This window comes from Pseudomonas sp. 2(2015), from assembly GCF_000955865.1.
In the GTDB taxonomy this organism is placed as follows: Bacteria; Pseudomonadota; Gammaproteobacteria; order Pseudomonadales; family Pseudomonadaceae; genus Aquipseudomonas.
Genome location: NZ_JYOF01000004.1, coordinates 17,629 through 39,274 on the forward strand (window position 1 = coordinate 17,629; position 21,646 = coordinate 39,274).

General features: G+C 63.3%; 19 protein-coding genes. 7 read left to right on the forward strand and 12 right to left on the reverse strand.

Features of this window, described 5'->3' with window-relative positions; all coding sequences use genetic code 11:
• Nucleotide 1: 1 nt before the first annotated feature.
• The 7 genes from UB48_RS08225 to UB48_RS08255 are packed head-to-tail and all read right to left on the reverse strand — an operon-like array spanning nt 2 to nt 6,715.
• A complete protein-coding gene (locus tag UB48_RS08225) occupies nt 2-934 on the reverse strand; it encodes a phosphatidate cytidylyltransferase (protein ID WP_045195828.1) in 933 nt (310 codons plus the stop codon).
• Nucleotide 935: 1 nt separating this feature from the next.
• Nucleotides 936-1,559 (reverse strand): 1-acyl-sn-glycerol-3-phosphate acyltransferase, encoded by a 624-nt coding sequence (locus UB48_RS08230; protein WP_045195830.1) that lies wholly within the window; start codon nt 1,557-1,559, stop codon nt 936-938.
• A gap of 11 nt (nt 1,560-1,570) precedes the next feature.
• Nucleotides 1,571-2,029 carry a hypothetical protein gene (locus UB48_RS08235; RefSeq protein ID WP_045195832.1) on the reverse strand — a complete coding sequence of 153 codons (459 nt, stop codon included), beginning with the start codon at nt 2,027-2,029 and terminating at the stop codon, nt 1,571-1,573.
• Entirely contained in the window at nt 2,026-3,345 is a 1,320-nt protein-coding gene (locus UB48_RS08240; protein WP_045195833.1) for a phosphatase PAP2/dual specificity phosphatase family protein, read from the reverse strand. The genes UB48_RS08235 and UB48_RS08240 overlap by 4 nt, the downstream gene beginning before the upstream one ends.
• Nucleotides 3,345-5,099 carry a bifunctional alpha/beta hydrolase/class I SAM-dependent methyltransferase gene (locus tag UB48_RS08245; RefSeq protein ID WP_045195835.1) on the reverse strand — a complete coding sequence of 585 codons (1,755 nt, stop codon included), beginning with the start codon at nt 5,097-5,099 and terminating at the stop codon, nt 3,345-3,347. The genes UB48_RS08240 and UB48_RS08245 overlap by 1 nt, the downstream gene beginning before the upstream one ends.
• A 30-nt stretch (nt 5,100-5,129) precedes the next feature.
• Complete coding sequence (locus UB48_RS08250) at nt 5,130-5,735, reverse strand: CDP-alcohol phosphatidyltransferase family protein (RefSeq protein WP_045195837.1); 606 nt, start codon at nt 5,733-5,735, stop codon at nt 5,130-5,132.
• A 47-nt stretch (nt 5,736-5,782) separates the two neighbouring features.
• The gene (locus UB48_RS08255) at nt 5,783-6,715 is read right to left on the reverse strand and encodes a LysR substrate-binding domain-containing protein (protein WP_045195838.1); all 933 of its coding nucleotides are present in this window, start codon (nt 6,713-6,715) and stop codon (nt 5,783-5,785) included.
• 77 nt (nt 6,716-6,792) lie between these two features.
• Here UB48_RS08255 and UB48_RS08260 point away from each other — a divergent pair, with 77 nt between their 5' ends.
• Entirely contained in the window at nt 6,793-7,557 is a 765-nt protein-coding gene (locus UB48_RS08260) for a sulfite exporter TauE/SafE family protein (protein ID WP_045195841.1), read from the forward strand.
• Here UB48_RS08260 and UB48_RS08265 read toward each other — a convergent pair.
• Nucleotides 7,547-7,861 carry a putative quinol monooxygenase gene (locus tag UB48_RS08265; protein WP_045195843.1) on the reverse strand — a complete coding sequence of 105 codons (315 nt, stop codon included), beginning with the start codon at nt 7,859-7,861 and terminating at the stop codon, nt 7,547-7,549. The two genes, UB48_RS08260 and UB48_RS08265, sit on opposite strands and share 11 nt — an antisense overlap.
• Nucleotides 7,862-8,052: 191 nt before the next feature.
• Here UB48_RS08265 and UB48_RS08270 point away from each other — a divergent pair, with 191 nt between their 5' ends.
• From UB48_RS08270 to ggt, 3 genes are all read left to right on the forward strand, one after another.
• On the forward strand, nt 8,053-8,643 hold the full coding sequence (locus UB48_RS08270) for an NAD(P)H-dependent oxidoreductase (RefSeq protein ID WP_045195845.1): 591 nt from the start codon (nt 8,053-8,055) through the stop codon (nt 8,641-8,643).
• Between the two features lie 67 nt (nt 8,644-8,710).
• Nucleotides 8,711-9,607: a LysR family transcriptional regulator gene (locus tag UB48_RS08275; RefSeq protein WP_045195847.1), complete on the forward strand. Its 897-nt coding sequence runs from the start codon at nt 8,711-8,713 to the stop codon at nt 9,605-9,607.
• Nucleotides 9,608-9,724: 117 nt separating this feature from the next.
• Complete coding sequence (gene ggt / locus UB48_RS08280; protein ID WP_045195849.1) at nt 9,725-11,392, forward strand: gamma-glutamyltransferase; 1,668 nt, start codon at nt 9,725-9,727, stop codon at nt 11,390-11,392.
• 69 nt (nt 11,393-11,461) lie between these two features.
• Here ggt and UB48_RS08285 read toward each other — a convergent pair whose 3' ends face one another.
• Together UB48_RS08285 and UB48_RS08290 are read right to left on the reverse strand one after the other, a co-directional pair.
• Entirely contained in the window at nt 11,462-13,381 is a 1,920-nt protein-coding gene (locus tag UB48_RS08285; protein ID WP_045195851.1) for a methyl-accepting chemotaxis protein, read from the reverse strand.
• Nucleotides 13,382-13,579: 198 nt separating this feature from the next.
• Entirely contained in the window at nt 13,580-14,464 is an 885-nt protein-coding gene (locus UB48_RS08290) for a neutral zinc metallopeptidase (protein ID WP_045195853.1), read from the reverse strand.
• Nucleotides 14,465-14,664: 200 nt separating this feature from the next.
• Here UB48_RS08290 and pcaH point away from each other — a divergent pair, with 200 nt between their 5' ends.
• Together pcaH and pcaG are read left to right on the forward strand one after the other, a co-directional pair.
• On the forward strand, nt 14,665-15,384 hold the full coding sequence (gene pcaH, locus UB48_RS08295) for a protocatechuate 3,4-dioxygenase subunit beta (protein WP_045195856.1): 720 nt from the start codon (nt 14,665-14,667) through the stop codon (nt 15,382-15,384).
• A gap of 11 nt (nt 15,385-15,395) precedes the next feature.
• Entirely contained in the window at nt 15,396-16,001 is a 606-nt protein-coding gene (pcaG, locus tag UB48_RS08300) for a protocatechuate 3,4-dioxygenase subunit alpha (protein ID WP_045195858.1), read from the forward strand.
• Nucleotides 16,002-16,056: 55 nt separating this feature from the next.
• Here the strand turns inward: pcaG and UB48_RS08305 are convergent, their stop codons facing one another.
• Nucleotides 16,057-18,807, reverse strand: coding sequence for a beta-eliminating lyase-related protein (locus UB48_RS08305; protein ID WP_275559295.1), 2,751 nt, complete (start codon nt 18,805-18,807; stop codon nt 16,057-16,059).
• Nucleotides 18,808-18,914: 107 nt separating this feature from the next.
• On the reverse strand, nt 18,915-20,627 hold the full coding sequence (locus UB48_RS08310) for an FAD-dependent oxidoreductase (protein ID WP_045195860.1): 1,713 nt from the start codon (nt 20,625-20,627) through the stop codon (nt 18,915-18,917).
• A gap of 172 nt (nt 20,628-20,799) precedes the next feature.
• Between UB48_RS08310 and UB48_RS08315 the strand changes: the two genes are divergently transcribed.
• Nucleotides 20,800-21,576 carry an IclR family transcriptional regulator gene (locus UB48_RS08315; protein WP_045195862.1) on the forward strand — a complete coding sequence of 259 codons (777 nt, stop codon included), beginning with the start codon at nt 20,800-20,802 and terminating at the stop codon, nt 21,574-21,576.
• The last annotated feature ends 70 nt before the right edge of the window (nt 21,577-21,646 follow it).

A 21,646-nucleotide genomic window follows, 5' to 3' on the forward strand; every position in this document is an offset into this window, starting at 1 on the left:
CTTACGCCCACCAGTAACGCACGAAGTGGAAGAACACCGGCGCGGCGAAGCATACCGAGTCCATGCGGTCGAGCATGCCGCCGTGGCCTTCGATCATGTGGCCCCAGTCCTTGACGCCGCGATCGCGCTTGATCGCCGACATCACCAGGCCGCCGGCAAAGCCCATGAGGTTGACGGTCAAGGCCATCAGCGCCGCCTGCCAGAAGCTGAACGGCGTGATCCAGCACAGGGTGGCGCCAATCAGGGTGGCCAGGGCCACGCCGCCAACCAGGCCTTCGACGGTCTTTGACGGCGACAGCTTCGGCGCCACCTTGTGTTTGCCGAACAGCTTGCCGCAGACGTACTGCAGCACATCGGAGATCTGCACCACGAGGATCAGCCAGGCGATCAGCAGCAGGTTGCGGCCTTCGTATCCGGGGATGTCCAGGGTCATCAAGGCCGGTACCGAAGACAGGCAGTAGACCGCGATCATCAAGCCCCACTGCACCTTCGAGGCACGCTCGAGAAAGCGCGTGGTGTCGCCGCCGAAACTGGCGAGAATCGGCAGCAGCAGGAACAGGTAGACCGGGATGAAAATGCTGAACAGCCCGTACCAGTCCATGGCGATCAACAGGTACTGCACCGGCAGGGCGACGTAAAAGGCCGCGACCAGTGCCGGGTAGTCGCTGCGCCGGGTGGGTGTCAGGGTGAGGAATTCACGCAAGGCGTAGAACGACACGCAATAGAACAGCAGGATCACGCCGAGCTTGCCGAACAGAAACGCCAGGCCGATGACCAGGACCATCACCCACCAGGCGTTGATCCGCGCGTTGAGGTTGTCGATTACCGCGTGGGGGGCGGGGCCGGCGCGCCATTTGAGCAGGCGGCCGATCAGGCTGGCGAGCAGCAGCAGGCCGCCGATGCCGGCGAACAGCGAAAGGGTGTTGTTGTCCATCTCAGGATTCCTTCGGGGCCAGGGCCAACAGGGCCTGGCGGGCCCGGTCGAGAAACGCGTGCTTGCTTTCATCCGCTTGCAGGTGCAGCGGCTCACCAAAGCTCAGGGTGCACAGCAAGGGCAGCGGCAGGGCGCGACCCTTGGGCATGACCCGGTTGAGGTTGGCGATCCACACCGGGATCACCTCGACCTGCGGGTGGGCGCTGGCCAGGTGGAACAGGCCGCTCTTGAACGCCAGCAACGGTTCGTCGCTGAGGTTGCGCGTGCCTTCGGGGAAGAAGATCAGCGAATCGCCCTGGGCCAGCGCATCCTGGATAGGTTGCAGGGGATTGCTTTGGGCGTCGTTGTGCTGGCGATCGATCAGCACGCCATTGAACACCCGCTTGATCAGGAACTGGCGGACACCGGGTTTTTGCCAGTAATCGGCACCGGCCACCGGCCGCGTGTGCTGGCGCAGCGGCTGGGGCAGCGAGGCCCAGATCAGCACGAAGTCGCCGTGGCTGCTGTGGTTGGCGTAGTACAGCCGTTGCACCGGTTGCGGCGTGCAGCCCAGCCACAAGGCGCGGGCGCCGGTGATCAGGCGGGCGACCGAGGTGATGGCAAAGGCGGTGAGGGCAGCAAGCATGGGCAAGGTCCTTATCCGGCGAAATGAAGCAAGGGCAAAAGCAAAATGCCGACCAGCGCCAGCACGGCCTGTACGGCAAAGCACAGCAGTTGTTTGCGCAGCAGGCCCAGCGCCGCCAGGCCGCGTGCCTGCCAGTCGCGGTTATCGGCCGGGTTGGCTTTCAGGCCCAGGCTGAACAACGACTGGTCCAGCGCCTGGGTGTGTTGCTCAAGCTGATCGCTGCGCGTGGCCAGGTGCGCAAACAGGTCGGCGTCCAGCGCGACGCGCATGGCAAAGAACTTTTGCAGCAAGCCTGCCAGCAACAACAGGCCGCTCAGTACTGCGCAGTATCCCGGGGCAGGCGAGCCGATCAGCAGCGCCGCCAGGCCAAGCAGCACCGCCAGCAGGCTGATGCCGTCGGCCAGGCGCTCGACCTGGCGGCCGCGCTTGAGCAGGCTGGCAACCACGGCCAGGTGGATTTCATCGCTCACAGGCAAGGCTCCGTTTGCAGGCGTTCGATTACCTGCAGGTGCTGCGGGTGCAGGACCACCCCAGGGCGAGCCTGGCTGATGCGCTGTTGCGCTTGCCCGGCATCGGCGCAACGGCCGCTGAGCACCAGCCAGGCGGCTACGGCGTTGGCGCTTCGCGAATAACCGAGCGCGCAACAGACCAGCACCGGGCCCTGGGCACGCAGCTGTTCGATGGCCGCCGCCGCTTCCCGGCAGCGCTCGGCCGTGGGCACCACCAGGTCGAGGCTGGGCAGCGCACGATAAGCCTGGCCCGGGGCAACCGAGGCGGGTAGTTCGGCGCACAGGTCGACGATGGCGGCGAACTGCGCCGCTTGCCCCTTGCCCGGAATCCGCCCCAGGTACACGCCGTCGCAAACTTCATCCGCTTGCGGATGGCGCCGGGTCCACCAGCGCGAATTGAGCCAGGCGCCGATCAGGTAGGGCGCCAGCAGCCAGCGCGTGGCGTACGACAGCTGGCCGTCGGCGCCTTTCTGAAAACCTTCGGCGCCCAGTTGCGCGTAGTTGAGTGCCACCACCAGCAGCGCCACCGCCGGCCACAACAACCACAGGGCAACGCCTGCAAGGTACAACGCCAGACCACCCAGCAGGGCGGCGCCGGCGAAGTAACGCAAGGCCAGGCGCCAGCGCTGCGGATCACGGGCAAGTTGCATAGGGCGCAGTACCGGCTGACCCGCAACCGGCCACAGCCAGCAACACAGCACCCCCACCAGCGCGCCGCTGGGCAGGTCGATAAAGTGGTGTTGCCAGGTGGTCAGCACCGACACGCCGATCAACGCCATCCAGCCATGCACCAGCAAGCGCGGCAGCCTGGCGTGGATATGCCGGGCAAACATCGCCCAGATGATCACCAGCAAGGCGATGTGCAGTGATGGCGCCTGGTTGAAGGGTTTGTCAAAGCCCATCAGCACATCGAACAGCCAGCCGAACAGGCCATCCAGCGCGGGCCGCTCGACGGTAAAACGCAGCGGCCAGAGCAGAAACCCGAGGATGCAGATGACTTGCGCAGTGAGCAGGCGCAGGGCGTGGCGGTCCATCTCCAGGCGACTTAGCGGCAACAGGAACGACAGCCCGTAAAGCAGGTCGATCGACCAGTAGGGGATGATGGTCCAGGGCCACAGCGGGATATGGCCTTCCCAGGCGAACACCAGGCTGCCGACGTCGCTGCGCCCGGCGGTGTAGGTGTTGGTCAGGCCGTAGCTGAGAAAGAACAACGGCCCCAGCAACAGCAGCCAGAGCACCCCGCGCTTGATCAAGCCTGGCTCGCGTGCCGTGCTCATCAAACGACCCGCTGGGCCAGGCTGACGCTGAAGATGCCCCACTCATCAATACGCTGGCAGACCTTGCGAAAACCGGCCGCCTCGACCAGTTGGTCCATTTCCACCTGGCTGCGCCGGCGCATCACCCAGGCTTGGCCGGCGCGGTGGCTGGTCAGGGCGCGGGCGATCATCTCCAGCTGCGGGTGCCAGGGCTGGCCGGTGTACACCAGGTAACCACCGGGCTCCACCGCCTGGGCCAGGCCGCTCAGGGAGTCGCCAACCATCTGGTTGCTGGCGAACAGCTCATACAGGCCCGAAACCACCGCCAGGGTCGGGCGTGGATCGAGGCTGGCCAGGCTCTGGGCATCGAAGGCATCACCCTGGACGAAGCGGGCAATGTCGGCCAGGCCCTTTTCGGCGATCAGCGCGCTGCCCTGCTGGACATTGAGCTCGCTGTAGTCGCGCAGCAGGATCGACTCCGGCTTGCGTTCCAGGCCCTGCAACGCTTCGAGGATGTAGCGGCCATGGCCGGCAGCGATATCGACGATATCCACCGGCTTGCCCTGTTCGCGCAGGCGTTCGATGGCCAGGCGCAGCAGCTCTTCGACATGCAGTTTGCGCTGGCGGATGCCGCGCCAGCCGATGGCGTTGAGGTAGTTCTGGTCGATCATGCGCCCGATCGCGCCCTTGCCGGTGGGCTGGTTGCGGTAGATGTAGTCCAGCGTGCTGCCCGAGTCGAAGCCGGTGTCAAAGCCCAGCTTGACCCCGTCCGACAAACCCTTGCCCAGCCGCAGGCCGGCGCGGGTGGCGCGCCAGTAAAGATCGGCCGGCGAGTTGCGCGGCAGCGGCGCGGCCAGGCTTTCGGCTTCGGCGCAGCTGGCGCCCAGTTGGTCGGCAGCGAGCAGCGAAGGGCGCTGCGGCGCCAGGCTGAAGCAGTGCTCGATAAACCGCCGGATCCGCGCCAGGGCATGGCTGCGGTCACGCTCGCCAAGGGTGTCGTGGAAGAATCCGGGGAGGATGTGTTTCTCTTTGTGCACGCTGCCCAGGCGTTCGAAGAACTGCTCCTGGGGTTTGCGCTTGACCACGAAATCGGCGCCGGAAATCAACAGCTGGGTCGGCACCTGAATCGCCTGGGCATCGGCCACCACGCGGTCGGCGGCTTCATACAGGCCAAGCAGCATGGTCACCGAAATCGGCCGGCTGATCAGCGGGTCGCTTTCGTACGAGGCGATGCGCTCGGGGTCGTGGCTGAGCAGGCGCGGCTTGACGTAGCTGTTGACGAAGAAGTTGCCGCGCCAGGCGCGCATCAGCTTCAGCCCCGGGCGGGCGAACGGCACGTAGAGCTTGACCTTGAAGGCCGGCGAGGCCAGTACCAGGCAGCGTACCTTGGGCGCGTAGTCGTGGGCCCAGGTGGCGATCAGTACGGCGCCGACGCTTTGCGCCAGCACCGCCATGTCTTCTTCGGCGATGCCGTGCTCGCGGGCGATGTGCTCGATGAAGGTCTGCACGTCGCGCACGCTGCAGGCAAAGCTTGGGCTGTCGCCACGGGCGCCAGGCGACTGGCCGTGGCCACGGGCGTCCCAGGCGAAGAAGTCGTGGTCGGGCAGTTGCAGCTCATCGGCCAGATGGGCCATGCGCCCGCCGTGTTCGTGGCCGCGGTGGAACAACACCACGGCACGCCGTGGCTGGTCGTCAGCGACCTCGGCGGGCCAGTGGCGGTAATGCAGTTCGACGCCGTCGTGGGTGGTGAAGTGCAGCGATTGCGCGTTGCGCATGGCAAATATCCTTATCTGGCACAAAGTGCTTCAGCGGGTTTGCGCCAGACCGCGGCTGACCCGGTTGTAGAGGGTATAGAGCGAGAGCAGCAAGATCACCAGCAACACGCCATTGAGCCAGCTGGCCGGCAACAGGCCGCTGGCAACGCCGGCGCCGAGCACGCCGAAGGCAAAGGCCCGGTCGCTTTTGCCCATCGGGCCGTCGTAGCGGCGTTCAGCGCCGACCAACGGGCCCATGACCCCGGCGTATTCGCTGATCAGCGCCGCCAGCACGACGATCACCACCAGCGCCGACGACACCCCCGGCAGCAGCGCGAAGGGCAGGTACAGGGCGCTGTCGGCGACCAGGTCGCAGAGTTCGTTGTAGTAGGCGCCGAGCTTCGATTGCTGGCCGAATTCGCGGGCGAGCATGCCGTCGATGGCATTGAGGGCCATGCGCAGCAGCATCCATACCGGCACCAGGGCGAACAGCCAGGTGAGGTGTGGCAGCCAGGCCAGCAACAGGCCGAGCAGAACGGAAACCACGGCGGCGCTCAGGGTTACCTGGTTGGCAGTGACGCCGCGTTGGTACAGGCGCTCGACCGTCGGGCGCAACAGCGCCTGGAAGCGGGGTTTGAGCTGGTAGATCGACGGCACGGTGAAACTCCCTTTTACGACTCGGTTGGCGATCAGTGCAGCAACAGCTAGGTCCGCGGGGGCGATTGTCGGTGGATTGCCCCTGCCGGAGCAATAGCGCTGGCACTCAGGCAGTCGATCAAGGCCTGGGCATGCCCGGGCAGGCTGGCAAAATCCCGGCTGCACAGGCGCAACTGGCGTTTTGCCCAGGGCTCGTTCAGCGCCAGGCTGTGCAACGGCAATAACCCCTGCCAGCGCTGCACCGCGGCCATCGGCACGATGCCCAGGCCAGCGCCGTGGGCGACCATGCGGATCACCCCGTCAAACCCTTCGGCGCGCACCCGCACCTGCAGGCGCCGGCCCAGATGCAGGGCTTGTTCTTCAAGGTGCAGGGCCAGGGCGCTGTCGGCTTGCAGGCCAACGTAGCCGTGGCCGAGGGTGTCGGCAAAGCGCAGGTTGGGGTTGGCGGCCAGCGGGTGGGCGGGCGGCATGATCAGCATCAGCGGGTCGTCGCGAAACGCCAGGGTTTGCAGGTGTTCGCTGGCCACCGCGCTGGAGATGATGCCGATATCGGCCACGCCCTGGGTGATGGCCTGGACGATGCGCAGGCTCGGCAGTTCGTGGATGTCGATATCGATGGCCGGGTATTGCCGGAGAAACCCGGCGAGCAATTCCGGCAGGTATTCGGTCAGCGCTGCGGTATTGCACAACAGCCGCACCTGGCCCTGCAGGCCCTGGGCGTATTGGCCGAGGTCGAACTGCAGGCGCTCGACCTGCTGGGCGATCAGCCGCGCATGCTGCAGCAGCGCCTGCCCGGCAGGCGTGGCCTGCACCCCGCGACGGTTGCGTTCAAGCAGCGGCGTACCCAGCGAACTTTCCATGGCGCGGATGCGCGCGCTGGCGGCGGGCAGCGACAGGTGGCTGCGCTGGGCGCCGGCGGTGATGTTGCCGCACTCCAGGGTGTGCTGGAACAGGCGCAGGTCAATCAGGTCGAAATGCATCAGCCTCTTCCTGGGCAATAGTCTGACTGAGTATATGGCAGATTTTCAGCCTGGGTGGCAGGGTGCAGGATAGTGCCATGACTACCTTCTTTAGCTTCTATCAGGATATCGGTCCAGCGCTGTCGCTGCTGGTCATTGTCACCTTCGTGCTGGCCGGTGCGGTCAAGGGTGTGATCGGCCTTGGCCTGCCGACCATCGCCATGGGCCTGCTCGGCATGGCTATGTCTCCGGCGCAGGCAGCGGCCTTGCTGATTGTGCCTTCGACCCTGACCAACCTCTGGCAACTGGCCTTTGGCGGGCACCTGCGCGCCTTGCTGAAACGGCTGTGGCCGATGCTGGCGCTGATCTTTATCGGCACCTTGCTCGGTAGCGCCTGGCTGGGCATCAACAGTGGCGCCTGGGCGGCACATGCCTTGGGAGGGGCGTTGCTGGTGTATGCGTTGTACGGCCTGTGCGGCCGCGGGATGAGGCTTGCGCCTGCGCATGAGTCCTGGATCGGACCGTTTTGCGGGCTGATCACCGGGGTGATCACGGCGGCCACCGGAGTCTTTGTGATTCCCGCAGTGCCTTATCTGCAAAGCCTGGGCCTGAGTCGCGAGGAAATGGTCCAGGCCCTGGGCCTGTCATTCAGCGTCTCGACCCTGGCCCTGGCAATCGGCCTGGCCGGCCAGGATGCGCTCGGCGCCCAGGCCCTGGGCGCGTCAATGCTGGTGCTGGCGCCGGCGCTGCTGGGCATGCTTGGCGGCCAGTGGCTGCGTCAGCGCATTAGTGCGGTGCTGTTCAAGCGCTGCTTCTTTATCGGCCTGGCGCTGCTCGGCACGCACCTGTTGCTCAACGGCTAGCCGAGGAGGGGCTGAGCATTTTGATCAGCTGGATATCGAAGTCGCGCTCCAGGTAGTCCATGCGTTTTTCGAAGAACGCCGCCATGTGCGGCAGGGCCGAGTGCACATCCAGTGCGGCCTTGCTGGCCCAGATCTCGTAGAACACAAACAGGCTTGGGTCCTGCTGGTCGCGCAGCATGTGGTATTCGATGCAGCCCGGTTCCTGGCGGCTGGGCTCGACGTAGGCGCGAAACAGCGTTTCGAAGGCTTCGGACATTTGCGGTCGGGTCTTGGCTTTGAGGATGAAACCGTACTGCTCGCTCATGGAGATGCCTCTGAATGGAAGAAGTGAAACGATTCTATGGCAACAATAAGCGTTTGATTCGTGCTTTTTAGGCAAATGTATTTTGCCCCGGCACGGCTGTTTCCCCGCGAGGCCTGCCTCTAATCTGCCGCCATCAAATTCACTCGGTCACAGGCTTCTTTGCCCCTGATCGAACATAGATGAGGCACCCCATGAAAAAAGTCCTGTTGCTCAACGGTGGCAAGAAGTTCGCCCACTCCGATGGCCGCCTGAACGAAACCCTGCACGAAGCCGCGCTGGCCTTCCTGGACCGCGCAGGGTTCGATGTGAAAACCACCTACATCGATGGTGGCTACGACAACGCCGAAGAAGTGCAGAAATTTCTCTGGGCCGACGTCATCATCTATCAGATGCCCGGCTGGTGGATGGGCGCCCCCTGGACCGTCAAGCAGTACCTGGACGAAGTCTTCACTGCTGGCCATGGCAGCCTCTACGCCAACGACGGCCGCACCCGTTCCGATGCGTCGCAAAAGTACGGCAGCGGTGGCCTGATCCAGGGCAAGCAGTACATGCTGTCGCTGACCTGGAACGCACCGCAGCAGGCGTTTGACGACCCGGCCGACTTCTTCGAAGGCAAGGGCGTGGACGCGGTGTACTTCCCGTTCCACAAGGCCAACCAATTCCTCGGCATGAGCGGCCTGCCGACTTACCTTGCGGTGGATGTGATGAAGCGCCCCAACGTCGAGGCCGCTGTGGCCGCCTACGAGCAGCACCTGGCCGAGGTTTTCCAGACCCAGGCCTGATGAAGCCTTGCGCAAGCCGCGCCAAGCGGCTATCTATCACGGCTGTTGCCAACCCCGGGGTACAGCCGTGAAAGCCAGGTCCGATGAATTGCAGGTGTTCGTCTCGGTGATCGAGTGCGGCTCGATTTCCGCGGCCGCCGAGCAGGGCGGGCAGACGCCGTCGGCGATCAGCCGCACCCTGTCGCGCCTGGAAACCAAGCTCGGCACCACCCTGATCAACCGCACCACCCGGCGCATGGACCTGACCGAAGAAGGGCGGTTTTTCTTCGAGCGGGCCAAGTCGATCCTGCAGCAGATGGACGAGCTCGAAGAGCACCTGTCGGTGCACCACCAGACGCCGTCCGGGCGCTTGCGCATCAACGCCGCGCTGCCGTTCATGCTCCACGCCATCGTGCCCTGGGTTGGTGAGTTTCGCGCGCTGTACCCGCAGATCCAACTGGAGCTCAACACCAGCGACCTGATCATCGACCTGATCGAGCAGAGCACCGACGTCGCCATTCGCATCGGCGAGCTGGCCGACTCCAGCCTGCATGCCCGCGCCCTCGGTTGCAGCCCGTTGAACCTGCTGGCCAGCCCCGAGTACCTGGCCCGGCATGGCACGCCCGAGCGGGTTGAAGACCTGCAAGGCCACGCGCTGCTTGGCTTTACCCAGACCGAAACCCTCAACCACTGGCCGCTGCGCCATGCCGAAGGCGACCGCCTGCTGATCCGCCCGGCGCTGTCGGCCTCCAGCGGTGAAACCCTGCGCGAACTGGCCTTGGCCGGTGAGGGCATCGTCTGCCTGTCGCACTTCATGACCCATGAAGACATCCGCAGCGGGCGCCTGCAGGTGCTCCTGGCCGAGCACAACAGCGGCTATCGCCAGCCGATCAATGCGGTGTACTACCGCAACACCCAGCTGGCGCTACGCATCCAGTGCTTTCTCGATTTCATTCAGAACAAGCTGGCGATCTACGCCTGCTGAAGCGTCCATCTGCGACAGCTTCTGCCTATGCGCGGCGAAAACTCCTACGGTGTTTGATAACTCGTCTGACATCAGCCTTAATGGCTGTTCAACGAAAACAACACTAAGGAAGCTCTCATGCGCGTTGTGATGTTCCGATCCCTGGCCCTCGGCGCCGCGATCCTCGCCAGTAATGCGGCTTACGCGGTTACCCTGGAGGGCGGTGCAGTTGCGGCACCCGATCAATATGGTGCACAGGTCGCCGCCGATATCCTGAAAAAAGGCGGCAACGCGGTGGATGCGGCCGTGGCCACCGCCTTCACCCTGGCGGTCACCTACCCCGAGGCGGGCAACATCGGTGGTGGTGGTTTCATGACCCTGTATGTCGACGGCAAGGCCTACTTCCTCGACTACCGCGAAACCGCGCCGAAGGCCGCCAGCCGCAACATGTACCTGGACGACAAGGGCGAGATCATCGAGAACCTCAGCCTGGTCGGTTCCCGCGCTGCCGGCGTGCCCGGTACGGTGATGGGGCTGTGGGAGGCGCATCAGAAATTCGGCAAGCTGCCGTGGGCCGAACTGCTGACCCCGGCGGTCGGTTATGCCAAGAACGGCTTCAAGGTCGCCTCCAAACAGTACCAGTACCGCGAAGACGCCCTGGGCCTGTTCAAGGACAGCACCAACTTCAACGACTATTTCGGCAGCATGAAAGTCGGCGAGACTTTCAAGCAGCCGGAGCTGGCGCAAACCCTGGAGCGCATTGCCGACAAGGGTGTCAGCGAGTTCTACCAGGGCAAGACCGCCGACCTGCTGGTGGCGCAGATGCAGGCCGACAAGGGCCTGATCAGCAAGGACGACCTCAAGGACTACAAAGCCGTCTGGCGCGAGCCGATGAAGATCGACTGGCGCGGCAACACGGTCTATACCGCGCCGCTGCCAAGTTCGGGCGGCATCGCCCTGGCCCAGCTGCTGGGCATCAAGGAAGCGCGCGCCGCCGACTTCAAGGGCGTCGAGCTGAACTCGGCGCGCTACATCCACCTGCTGGCCGAGATCGAAAAACGCGTGTTCGCCGACCGCGCCGACTATCTTGGCGACCCGGCGTTCTCCAAGGTGCCGGTCGAGCAACTGATCGCCAAGGACTACATCGCCAAGCGCGCCCAGGAGGTCAACCCGACGGCCATCTCGGACACCGAGAAAGTCCGCCCTGGCCTTGAACCACACCAGACCACGCACTTCTCCATCGTCGACAAGGACGGTAATGCGGTCAGCAACACCTACACCCTGAACTGGGACTACGGCAGCGGTGTGGTGGTCAAGGGCGCAGGCTTTTTGCTCAACGACGAAATGGACGACTTCAGCTCCAAGCCGGGCGTGGCCAACGCCTTTGGGGTGGTCGGTGGCGACGCCAACGCGATCGAGCCGGGCAAGCGCATGCTGTCGTCGATGAGCCCGAGCCTGGTGACCCGCGATGGCAATGTCACCCTGGTACTGGGTACCCCCGGTGGTTCGCGGATTTTTACCTCGATCTTCCAGGTGTTGAACAACCTCTATGACTACAACCTGCCGCTGGAAAAAGCCGTGGCTGCGCAGCGCGTGCATCACCAGTTGCTGCCCAAGGACACGATTTATTTCGATGCTTTTGCACCGCTTAACGGCAAGGTTGCTGAAGAGCTGAAGACGATGGGCTACACCCTGGAAGATCAGGGTTGGGAGATGGGCGACATCCAGGCTATCCGGGTTAACGGCACGGCGCTGGAAACCGCTTCCGATCCGCGTGGGCGGGGTGTGGGGCAGATCGTTAAATAGGTGTTGAGTTGATCGCGGGTCAAGCCCGCTCCTACAAACCTGTAGGAGCGGGCTTGACCCGCGATGCTTTTAAACGCGGAAGTGGCTGACCATGGTCTGCAACTGGTTGCCCAGCCGCGCCAGTTCAACACTCGACGCCGCGGTCTCGTCACTGGCCGCGGCGGTCTGCTCGGACACATCGCGAACATTGAGAATGCTGCGGCTGATCTGTTCGGCCACTGCGCTCTGTTGCTCCGCCGCCGCCGCAATCTGCTGGTTCATCGACTGAATGTTCGACACCGTACGCGTGATGCTTTCCAGCGAAGCACCGGCCTTGCGGGTCAGCTCGACGCTGCTGTCGGTCAGGTTGCGGCTGCCAAGCATGACATTGGCCACCTGCTGGGTACCGCTCTGCAGGCCGGCGACCAGCTCTTCGATCTCTTCGGTGGACTTCTGCGTACGCTGGGCCAGGCCGCGAACTTCGTCGGCGACCACGGCAAAACCACGCCCTGCTTCACCGGCGCGGGCCGCTTCGATGGCCGCGTTGAGGGCCAGCAGGTTGGTTTGCTCGGCCACCGACTTGATCACGTCCATGACGCTGCCGATCTTCTGGCTTTCCTGTTGCAGCAGGCCCATGGCCTCGGTGGAGCGGTGCACCTCTTCGGCCAGGCGTTCGATCTGGCTGATCGCTTCGGCGACAACCTGGTCACCGGCACGGGCCTGACCATCGGCTTCGGTGGCAGCCTCGGAAGCATGCTCGGCATTGCGCGCAACTTCCTGCACGGTGGCGGCCATTTCGTGCATGGCGGTGGCGACCTGGTCGGTTTCAACTTTCTGGCTGTTGACCCCGGCGCTGGTCTCTTCGGTAACAGCCGAGAGTTCTTCGGCAGCGCTGGCGATCTGCGTGACGCCGTCGCGGATGCCGGTGATCAGGTCACGCAGGGTCGAGCCCATGCGCTGGATGCCTTGCTGCAACACGCCCAGTTCGTCACGGCGGGTGACGCGCATGTTATGGGTCAGGTCGCCGGCGGCGATCTTCTCGACCACGGCCAGGGTTTCACGCAACGGGCGAGTGATCTGACGGGTGATGATTACCGCAGCCAGGACGCCGACCAGCAGTGCCAGCAAGGTGGCCGTCAGCTGCAGGGAGCGGGCCTGGGTGCTCTCGCTGTCGCGGCGGTCCAGCTGGATCTGGTACAGGGCGTCGCTGGTCTTGACGATATCGGCGCCTTGAACGGTCATTTCCTGACGCGCTACGGCGATATCGGCAGTGGCGTCGCGGAACTGGCGTACAGCGTCACGGTAGGCCATCACTGCGGATTCAAACTGCTTGATGCGCGTCGCTTCGCCTGGCATCTGGCGGTTCAGGCCGGCGATTTCGGCCAGGGCGGTATCGAGCTGACGCAGGGCCAGTTGCTCGGTCTCGCTGCTGATGTCGGCGATGTAGCTGCGCACGGCCAGGCGAACCAGCAGCAGTTGCTCCTTGGCCTGGGTGATGGTGCGGAACTGCTCCAGGCGGCTGGCGTCACCCTCGGGCAGGGCCAGCACGTCGCGGTTGATCGCTTCGATCAGTTCGATAGCGCGGGCTGCGGCCTGGTTCATCGAGTCGCGTGCGGCCAGGCTGGTCTTGTAACCGGCGCGCATCTTGTTGATCGACACCTGGTATTCGCTGATGGTCTGGCCCAGCTCCTGGAGCAGCTTGATGTTCTCCGGGCTCTTGAAGCTCTTGAGCAGTTTTTGCTGCTGCTCGCTGAAGGCATTGAGCTTGACCTGGACGTTGCCGGCCGCGGCGTCGTCGCCATTGGTCAGCATGTACTGCAGGCGGGTGATGCGCAGGTTGGTCAGGTCACTGTTGAGCTGGGTAATGTCGCTCATCCAGTTGCTGCGATCGATCAGGCTGCCCAGGCTATTCCAGCCGGTCAGGGCCAGCAGGCCGGTCAGCAACAGCACCAGGCCAAAGCCCAGGCCGAGTTTCAGGTTGACGCTGATGTTGGCAAACCAGCTATTCATGCAATCCCTCCAGGAACGTTGTGCTTCTTGATCCGAATCGGTGGAAGGTTGTTGTTATTGATGGCCAGCCGATGTTCTGAGCAGGGTTTATCGGCGGCTTGCGCCGGAGCTGAAACGCTTTTTCAGCAAAAATGATCAGCGGTAGGTAACAGGGGATTTCTGCGGCCAGCCCGAGGCTTCAGGCGGCCGCAAAATGGCTCAGAGCGAGCGTGCGCCGAAGGTGTCGCACTGGTTGATATCGCCCTTGGCGAAGCCGGTCTTGAACCAGCGCTGGCGCTGTTGCGAGGTGCCGTGGGTGAACGAGTCCGGTACTACGCGGCCCTGGCCCTGCTGCTGCAGGCGGTCGTCACCGATGGCGTTGGCGGCGTTCAGGGCTTCTTCGATATCGCCCGGTTCCAGCCAGTTCAGGCGTTTTTGCGCCTGGTAGGCCCAGACCCCGGCCAGGCAGTCGGCCTGCAGTTCCTGGCGTACCAGCAAACCGTTGTCGCCTTCCATGCGCTCACCGCGCTGGCGTGCGGCCTGGATCTTGGCCGAAACGCCCAGCAGGGTTTGCACATGGTGGCCGACTTCGTGGGCGATCACGTAAGCCTGGGCAAAATCGCCGGCGGCCGAGAAGCGCTGTTCCATTTCACGGAAAAAGCTCATGTCCAGGTAGACCTTCTGGTCGGCCGGGCAATAGAACGGCCCGACTGCCGAAGAGGCAAAGCCGCAGGCTGAGTTGATCTGGCCGCTGAAGAGGATCAGGTTGGGGTCTTTATACTGGCGGCCGGCCTGGGCAAAGATGGCCTTCCAGGTGTCTTCGGTGTCGCCCAGCACCGACCTTACGAATTCCGCCTGCTCGTCATTGGCCGGTGGTGCCTTGCCGGTGCCGGTGGTCACTGGCGCGGTCTGTTGCTGGCCCATCTGCCCGGCCAGCTGGCCGAGGATCTGCAGCGGGTCCTGGCCGGTGATCCAGCCAATCCCGACAATCAACAGGATCGCGCCGATGCTCAGGCCCTTGCCACCGCCGAAGCGCATGCCGCCACCGCCCTCGCCACGGGCATCGACCACATTGTCGCTACGCCTGCCTTTTCGCCATTGCATGAGTGCTCTCCGGAGCTTGGAAACATGAGGACAAAGATTAGTTCACGGCGCGGGGCTCTGTCAGATTCCTGATTTATACATAACCATTTGGTTATGAATGGCGCTGTTCTTTTCAGTATTCGCCGGACCCTGCATACCGGAAACTGCAAGCTCGCCTGCCACGCCCAGGCCCTCCAATAATTCCAAGACAGGAGAACGGCATGTCTGCACAAGACAACAGTCGCTTCGCTATCCGTGATCGCAACTGGCACCCGAAAGCCTTGACCCCAGATTACAAGACCTCCGTCGCGCGCTCGCCGCGCCAGGCCCTGGTGAGCATCCCGCAGTCGATCAGCGAAAGCACCGGTCCGGATTTCTCCCACCTGAAATTCGGCCCTAACGATCATGACCTGCTGCTCAACTTCAATAACGGCGGCCTGCCGATCGGTGAGCGCATCGTCCTTGCCGGGCGCGTCTGCGACCAGCACGGCAAACCAATCCCGCACACCCTGGTAGAGATCTGGCAGGCCAACGCCGGTGGCCGCTACCGGCACAAGAACGACCGCTACCTGGCGCCGCTGGACCCCAACTTCGGCGGTGTCGGCCGTGCGCTGACCGACAGTGAAGGTTATTACAGCTTCCGCACCATCAAGCCGGGCCCGTACCCATGGCGCAATGGCCCCAACGACTGGCGCCCGGCGCATATCCATGTGTCGATCAGCGGCCCGTCGATTGCCACGCGGCTGATCACCCAGCTGTATTTCGAAGGCGATCCGTTGATCCCGATGTGCCCGATCGTCAAGTCGATTGCCAACCCTGACGCGGTGCAGAGCCTGATCGCCCGGCTGGACATGAGCAATGCCAACCCCATGGATTGCCTGGCCTATCGCTTTGACATCGTGTTGCGCGGACAGCGCAAGACCCACTTCGAAAACTGCTGAGGAGGCGCCCCATGCCTATCGAACTGCTGCCGGAAACCCCTTCGCAGACCGCCGGCCCCTACGTGCATATCGGCCTGGCCCTGGAGGCCGCTGGCAACCCGACCCGCGACCAGGAAATCTGGAACTGCATGGCGCAAGCCGACGCGCCGGGCGAACACATCCTGGTGTTCGGCAACGTCTATGACGGCAACGGCCATCTGGTGCGCGACTCGTTCCTGGAGTTCTGGCAGGCCGACCACAACGGCAATTACCAGGGCGATTTCAACCTGGAAAAACCCTTCAACAGCTTTGGCCGTACCGCCACCACCTTCGATGCCGGTGAGTGGACCCTGCACACCATCAAGCCGGGCGTGGCCAAGAACGCCGCCGGCGTGCCGATGGCGCCGCACATCAACGTCAGCCTGTTTGCCCGGGGTATCAATATCCACCTGCAGACGCGCCTGTACTTCGATGACGAAGCCCAGGCCAATGCCCAGTGCCCGGTGCTCAACCTGATCGAGCAGCCGCAGCGCCGCGAGACCTTGGTGGCGACCCGCTGTGAAGTGGACGGCAAGCTGGCGTATCGCTTTGATATCCGCATTCAGGGTGAAGGCGAGACGGTGTTCTTCGATTTTTGAATGTCGAAGCGAGTGGCATGAGCAAAGCCCGCCATTGGCGGGCTTTTTGTTCGGATCAGCGTGGTGTCGTAACGCCAATGGATTCGGACTTCAGCAGTTTCAAGCCTTCATCGGCGTTGTAGCCATGAATCTCTTTCACGTCGAGCTTGCGCATGAACGAGAGCGTTTCAGCAGTGATTACCTGGCCTGGTACCAGGATCGGAAACCCCGGCGGATAAGGGATCACGAAGTTTGCTGAAATCAACGGCGGGCCGTTTTCCAGTCGTTCGTCGATGGTTTTGTCGAACAGGCGAAGATGCTCGCACGCTGCACTGTCATAGGCTTTGTAGTAAGCACTGCGAATGTCTCCTTCTGCCGTACTGCTGTTCGCCGACTCACGAAAAGCGGGGTAGAAATGGCTGAAGTCGGGCAGGTCCGGCACATCCTCCATAAGTGACGTGACGCGTGCATTAAAGGCTTCACGCAGGTTGTCGTCACTGGTGCCCAGGCGGTCCTCCAGTTCGCGGCTGATACGTACCAGCACCCGGATCAGGTGTGCCACGTCACTGCGAGTGTTGTTGATGTTGGTTTGCAGCAGCACGCTGTTGCGAGAGGTTTTGTTCAACTGGACATCGTAGCGGTTGGTCAGCAAATTCTTGAACGTGGTGCCGTCAAAGCCTGCATGGCCACAAACCAGCGTCAGGCGGGTAGGATCCAGGGCGACTTCATCGGTGTTCAGGGCATCGACGACGGTGGACCACGCAGTGCCCTTGGCCAGGTAATCCTGCAGCCCTGAAGCCCGATAGGCCGTTGGCACCAGGTCCTCGATCGTGAGTATCTTGAAATACTTGGATATCAGCGGGTGGCGGCCGACCTCCCGACGGATGTCGAAGGCCAACTGGGTTGCCGACATCACCAGTTCATAGCCTTCCAGCTCCATTTGCCGGCGGGCAACATCCAGGGACGCAATGATTTGCTGATTGGGGGAGGTGGACGTGTGGGTAAATACCGCCTCGCGGAACGATGCTTCGACGTGGTGGAAGTCCTGATCGTCGACCAGGATCATCGAGCCCTGGCGCAGCGCCGACATAGACTTATGGGTGGAGTTGGTCTGGTAGACGCGCACGCGGGTGGTGTCCGGGTCCATCAGCAGGTGCTCCTGCAGCAGCGCAGGGTCATCGCCAGCAAGCGCTTGCAGTCGTTCGCGCTGGCATTCGAAGGCGTGCCGGTACTGCGGACAACTGAGCGCCTGCTTGAGTTGTGCGGCGGCGCCCATGCCGGTTCGACGACGCAGCAGGGGTGAAAAGCGTGCAAAACCGAACCAGGCTTCATCCCAGAGAAAGGCCAGGTCCGGTTTGATTGCCAGGCATTCTTCCATGACCCGGAAGGTTTTGTAGACGTGCCCATCGAAGGTGCAGTTGGTCAACACCAGCAGTTTGACCCGATGCAGTTTTCCTTCTTTTTTCAGGTCGAGTAGCGCTTGCTTGATAGCGCTCAGTGGCACTGCGCCGTACATCGAGTATCGGGGCAGCGGGTAGGCTTCGACATACAGCGGATAGGCGCCGGTCAGCACCATGGCGTAGTGGTGTGACTTGTGGCAGTTACGATCGACAATGACAATGTCACCGGGCGCAAGCAGGGCTTGTTCAACGATCTTGTTCGAGGTCGAGGTGCCATTGGTGACGAAAAACGCCTGCTGTGCGCCGAACGCATGGGCTGCCCGGTCCTGGGCCTTTTTGATGTTGCCGGTGGGCTCTAGCAGGCTGTCGAGCCCGCCCGTGGTGGCGGAGCTTTCGGCCAGAAACAGGTTGATGCCATAGAATTCGCCCATGTCGCGGATCCAGTTCGACTTGAATATCGATTTTCCGCGGGCAATGGGCAGCGCATGGAAGGTGCCGATAGGACGTTGAGCATAGTGTTTCAGGTTGTTGAAAAACGGCGTTTCATAGCGCTTTGCAACGCCTTGCAGCAGGCTCAGGTGGATCTCCAGCGGCTCCTCGACTTCGTAGAACACCCGGCTGATGAACGCGTAGTCTTCATCACCGGCAATTCGCTCAACCTGACGATCGCTGAGCAGCAGGATATCGAGCTCTGGCCTGATGGACTTGATCGCTCGGGCCAGTGGCAAGGCCAGGTTCGTGGAGTCTTCGCCGCCCGGGCTGCTGCCCAGGTGTGGCGCCAGCAGCTCACGCACCCAGGCGGCGCGACAGCTCGATGTAAAAGCGAAACCTTCGTAGATCACCACCGCTTGCAGGTTGACGTTGAGTATCACCGCGAGCAACGCATCCTCAAAGGAGCCGGTCATGACGGGCTCGTAGATGAAGGGGTCCTGGTGGCGGCGCAACTGGCGAATGGCCTGACGGTGCTGCGGCCATGTCGAGATTGGCGCGGGGCTGACAATCAGTGTTTCGAAATACGGACGATGTGCGGACGCAGCGGCGAAACTACGGGGCGCGGGTGCGTCGGGCAGGTCCTCGCTGGCCTCCCAGTCGTTTGCGTCTTGCTTGTAACTGCGGTCGAGCAGCGAACTGCTGATGCGCTGAGCCAGATGCAGGGCTCCGATGCCATTGCCCGCTGCTACGCGTTCGACCAGCAGGGCCAGCAGGCGAGGGCCCGGGTAGGCCTGGTAAGCCTCCAATTGCGCAAGCTGCTCGAGTTGGGCAAGGCATTGCTGCTGGACCTTCGCGCTAGCGGGCTGATCTTTGCAGTTGCGCCAGCGGCGACACAGGGCGTTGAGTTCACGCCACAAGTCAACGCGGGCAGTGGTACAGGAAAACAGTTGATCGATTGGCTTTGCGTCGCCATCGGGCAGGGTCAGGTTGTTCACGGTTCAATTCCTTTTGAACGGTCGCCGGGGCCGTGAAGTATTCGCGTGGCGGATAATCGTGAGCAGCCTGTCTGCTTTCCCTGTGATGCAATGCTGCAAGGTACGCCTTACTCGTAGTCTGTCACCCCGGCAATATGCCGCCCGGCGATATAGCCGAACGTCGCCGCCGGCCCCAGGTTGATCCCGCCCGCCGGATAGTGCCCGCCCATGATGCTGGCCATGTCGGTGCCCACCGCATACAACCCGGCAATCACCTCACGCTTTTCATCCAGCACCTGCGCGTGGGTGTTGGTCCTGAGCCCAGCGAAGGTGCCGAAACAGCCCGGTTCGACCTTTACCGCATAGAACGGTCCGTTCTCGATCGGCGCCACGCACGGATTTGGTCCGTGCAGGGCATCGCCCTGCTTGCGGTTGTAAGGGGTGGAGCCGCGGCCGAAGTGCGGGTCTTCGCCGTTGCGGGCATGCCGGTTGTACTCGGCGACCGTTGCCACCAGGCCTTGAGGGTCAATGCCGCAGGCCCGCGCCAGGGCTTCGATACTGTCGCCGGTCTTCAGGTAGCCGGATTTGATCAACGGCTGCAGCGGCAACGGAAACGGCCGTGAAATGCCCAGGCCATAACGGCGCTGGAAGGCATGGCTGCAGATCAGCCACGATTCGACCTTGTCCCCCGGCGCCTTGGCGACCATGGCGCTGACATAGTCGTAGTAGCCGTCGGCCTCGTTGACGAAGCGCTTGCCGTCGGCGAGCACGCCGATGATGCCGGGCTTGGCCCGTTCGATGATGTGCGGGAAATGCCCGCTGCTGCCGTCCTTGTAAGGCACCCGCGATACCGGCGCCCAGGCCACCGGGCTGTGCAGGTCGTCAGCCACCTGGCCGCCAACGCTTTCGCCCAGGCGCAGGCCGTCACCATTGGCGCCCAGCGGCGGCAGCGCCAGGTGTTCGTGGCCGGTGGGTGTGCGCGGGAACAGCGCCTTGCGCCGTTCGATGTCGTTGGCAAAGCCGCCGGCGGCCAGCACCACGGCCTTGCGCGCATTTATTTGGATCGGCCCGCGCGCGGTTTCAATCAGCGCAGCGCTGACCCGGCCATGCTCGCGGAGCAACTGCCGAGCCGCTGCCGATTCCCAGAGCAACACGCCAAGGTCTTCAGCCGACTTGGCCAGCCGCGCGACCAGGGCTACGCCGTTGACCAGTTGCAGGGCCCGGCCGCGGGTTGCCAGATCGAGCAGGTGGCGGCTCAAACGCTTGCTCACATGCAGCAGCGAGCGCCAGGAACGGGTGAGGCTGAGGAAGGCGCCGAGGTCCTTGCCGGCCATGATCGGCATGCCCATGAACGAGGTTTCGCGCATGGTTTTGCGCAGGCGCTTGAGCAGCTTTTTGCCCAGCTGGCGGCCATCGTAGGGGGCGGCAATTACCGAACGCCCGCCGGTGCCGGCGCCAGGAGTATTGCCGTGAATGTCGGCGATGCCATTGCCGTCGGCAAATTGCAGGGCGGTATGGCGCTCGAAGAACGACACCATGTTGGGCGCCGCGTCGAGAAACGCATCGATCATCGGCCCATCGAAACGTTCGCCCAGTTCATGCTCCAGGTAAGTGCGCGGCTGCGAGCGCTGCTCGATGATCCCGGCGCGCTGCGCCAGCGGGTTGCACGGTACCCACATCCAGCCACCGGACCAGGCCGTGGCGCCGCCGAACACCGCATCCTTTTCCACCACGATGACCTTCTGGCCATGCCAGGCGGCGGTCACGGCGGCGGCCAGCCCGGCGGCGCCGGAGCCGATCACCAGTACATCGCATTCGACCAGCGGGGTATCGACGGGCATGAGCAGTATCCTCCAGGCAGTTTTGTTATATTTTGGAACTGTATTCCATATTTTATGGTTTGATCTGTCGCCCAGCCAAGGCGTGCCACGACAAAGTGGGCGAAGATCGGACAGTGATTTGCGCTTTCGCCGGGGCTCTTTAGAATCGGCACAAATTTCAGGGACCATGACCATGGCCGGCAGTCAGATCGAACGCGCGTTCAGCCTTCTCGAACGCCTCACCAGCGACCCGCGCGGGCTGCCCCTGCAGACCCTGGCCGAAGAGCTGGACATCCCCAAGAGCGCCACCCATCGCATGCTCGCCGAGCTGATGCGCCTGGGCTATGTGCGCCAGAACGCCGAGAGCAGCCGCTATCACCTGAGCACCCGCCTGGTGGCCATGGGTTTTCGCTATCTGGCCAGCAGTGGCGCCGATATCGTCCAGCCGATTCTTGATCAACTGGCCCAGCAGACCGGCGAGCTGGTGCGCCTGGGGGTGATCGACGGCGAACGCCAGACCTGGATCGCCAAGGCCCAAGGCGCCCGCTCCGGCTTGCGCTACGACCCGGACATGGGCCGTGATGCGCCGTTGTTCTACACCGCCTCCGGGCATGCGTGGCTGTCGAGCCTGAGCGATGCCCAGGCCTTGTTGCTGGTGGAGCGCCAAGGCATCGCCGACCCGGCGCAGTTCGGCCCCAACGCACCGAAGTCCAATGCCGAGCTGCTCGAACGCCTGCGTGTTGCCCGCGAGCATGGCTATGCCTGGGTGGTGGAGAGTTCGGCAGTGGGGATGTCGGCGCTGGCGGCGGTGGTGCGGCACCCGCTGGATGGCCATGCGGTTGGCGTGCTCAGCGTTGCCGGACCCAGTGCGCGGATGAGCGAGGCACGCATGCACGAGCTGGCGCCGGTGTTGCTGGCGGCGGTGGCGGAGTTGTCGGCGGCAAGTCCTGCTTCTGAGTTGTTTGTCTAGAAGCATCACGGGTCAAGCCCGCTCCTGCACTCGCGATCCGTTTTTTCGCTTGCATTGAAATTGGAACTAA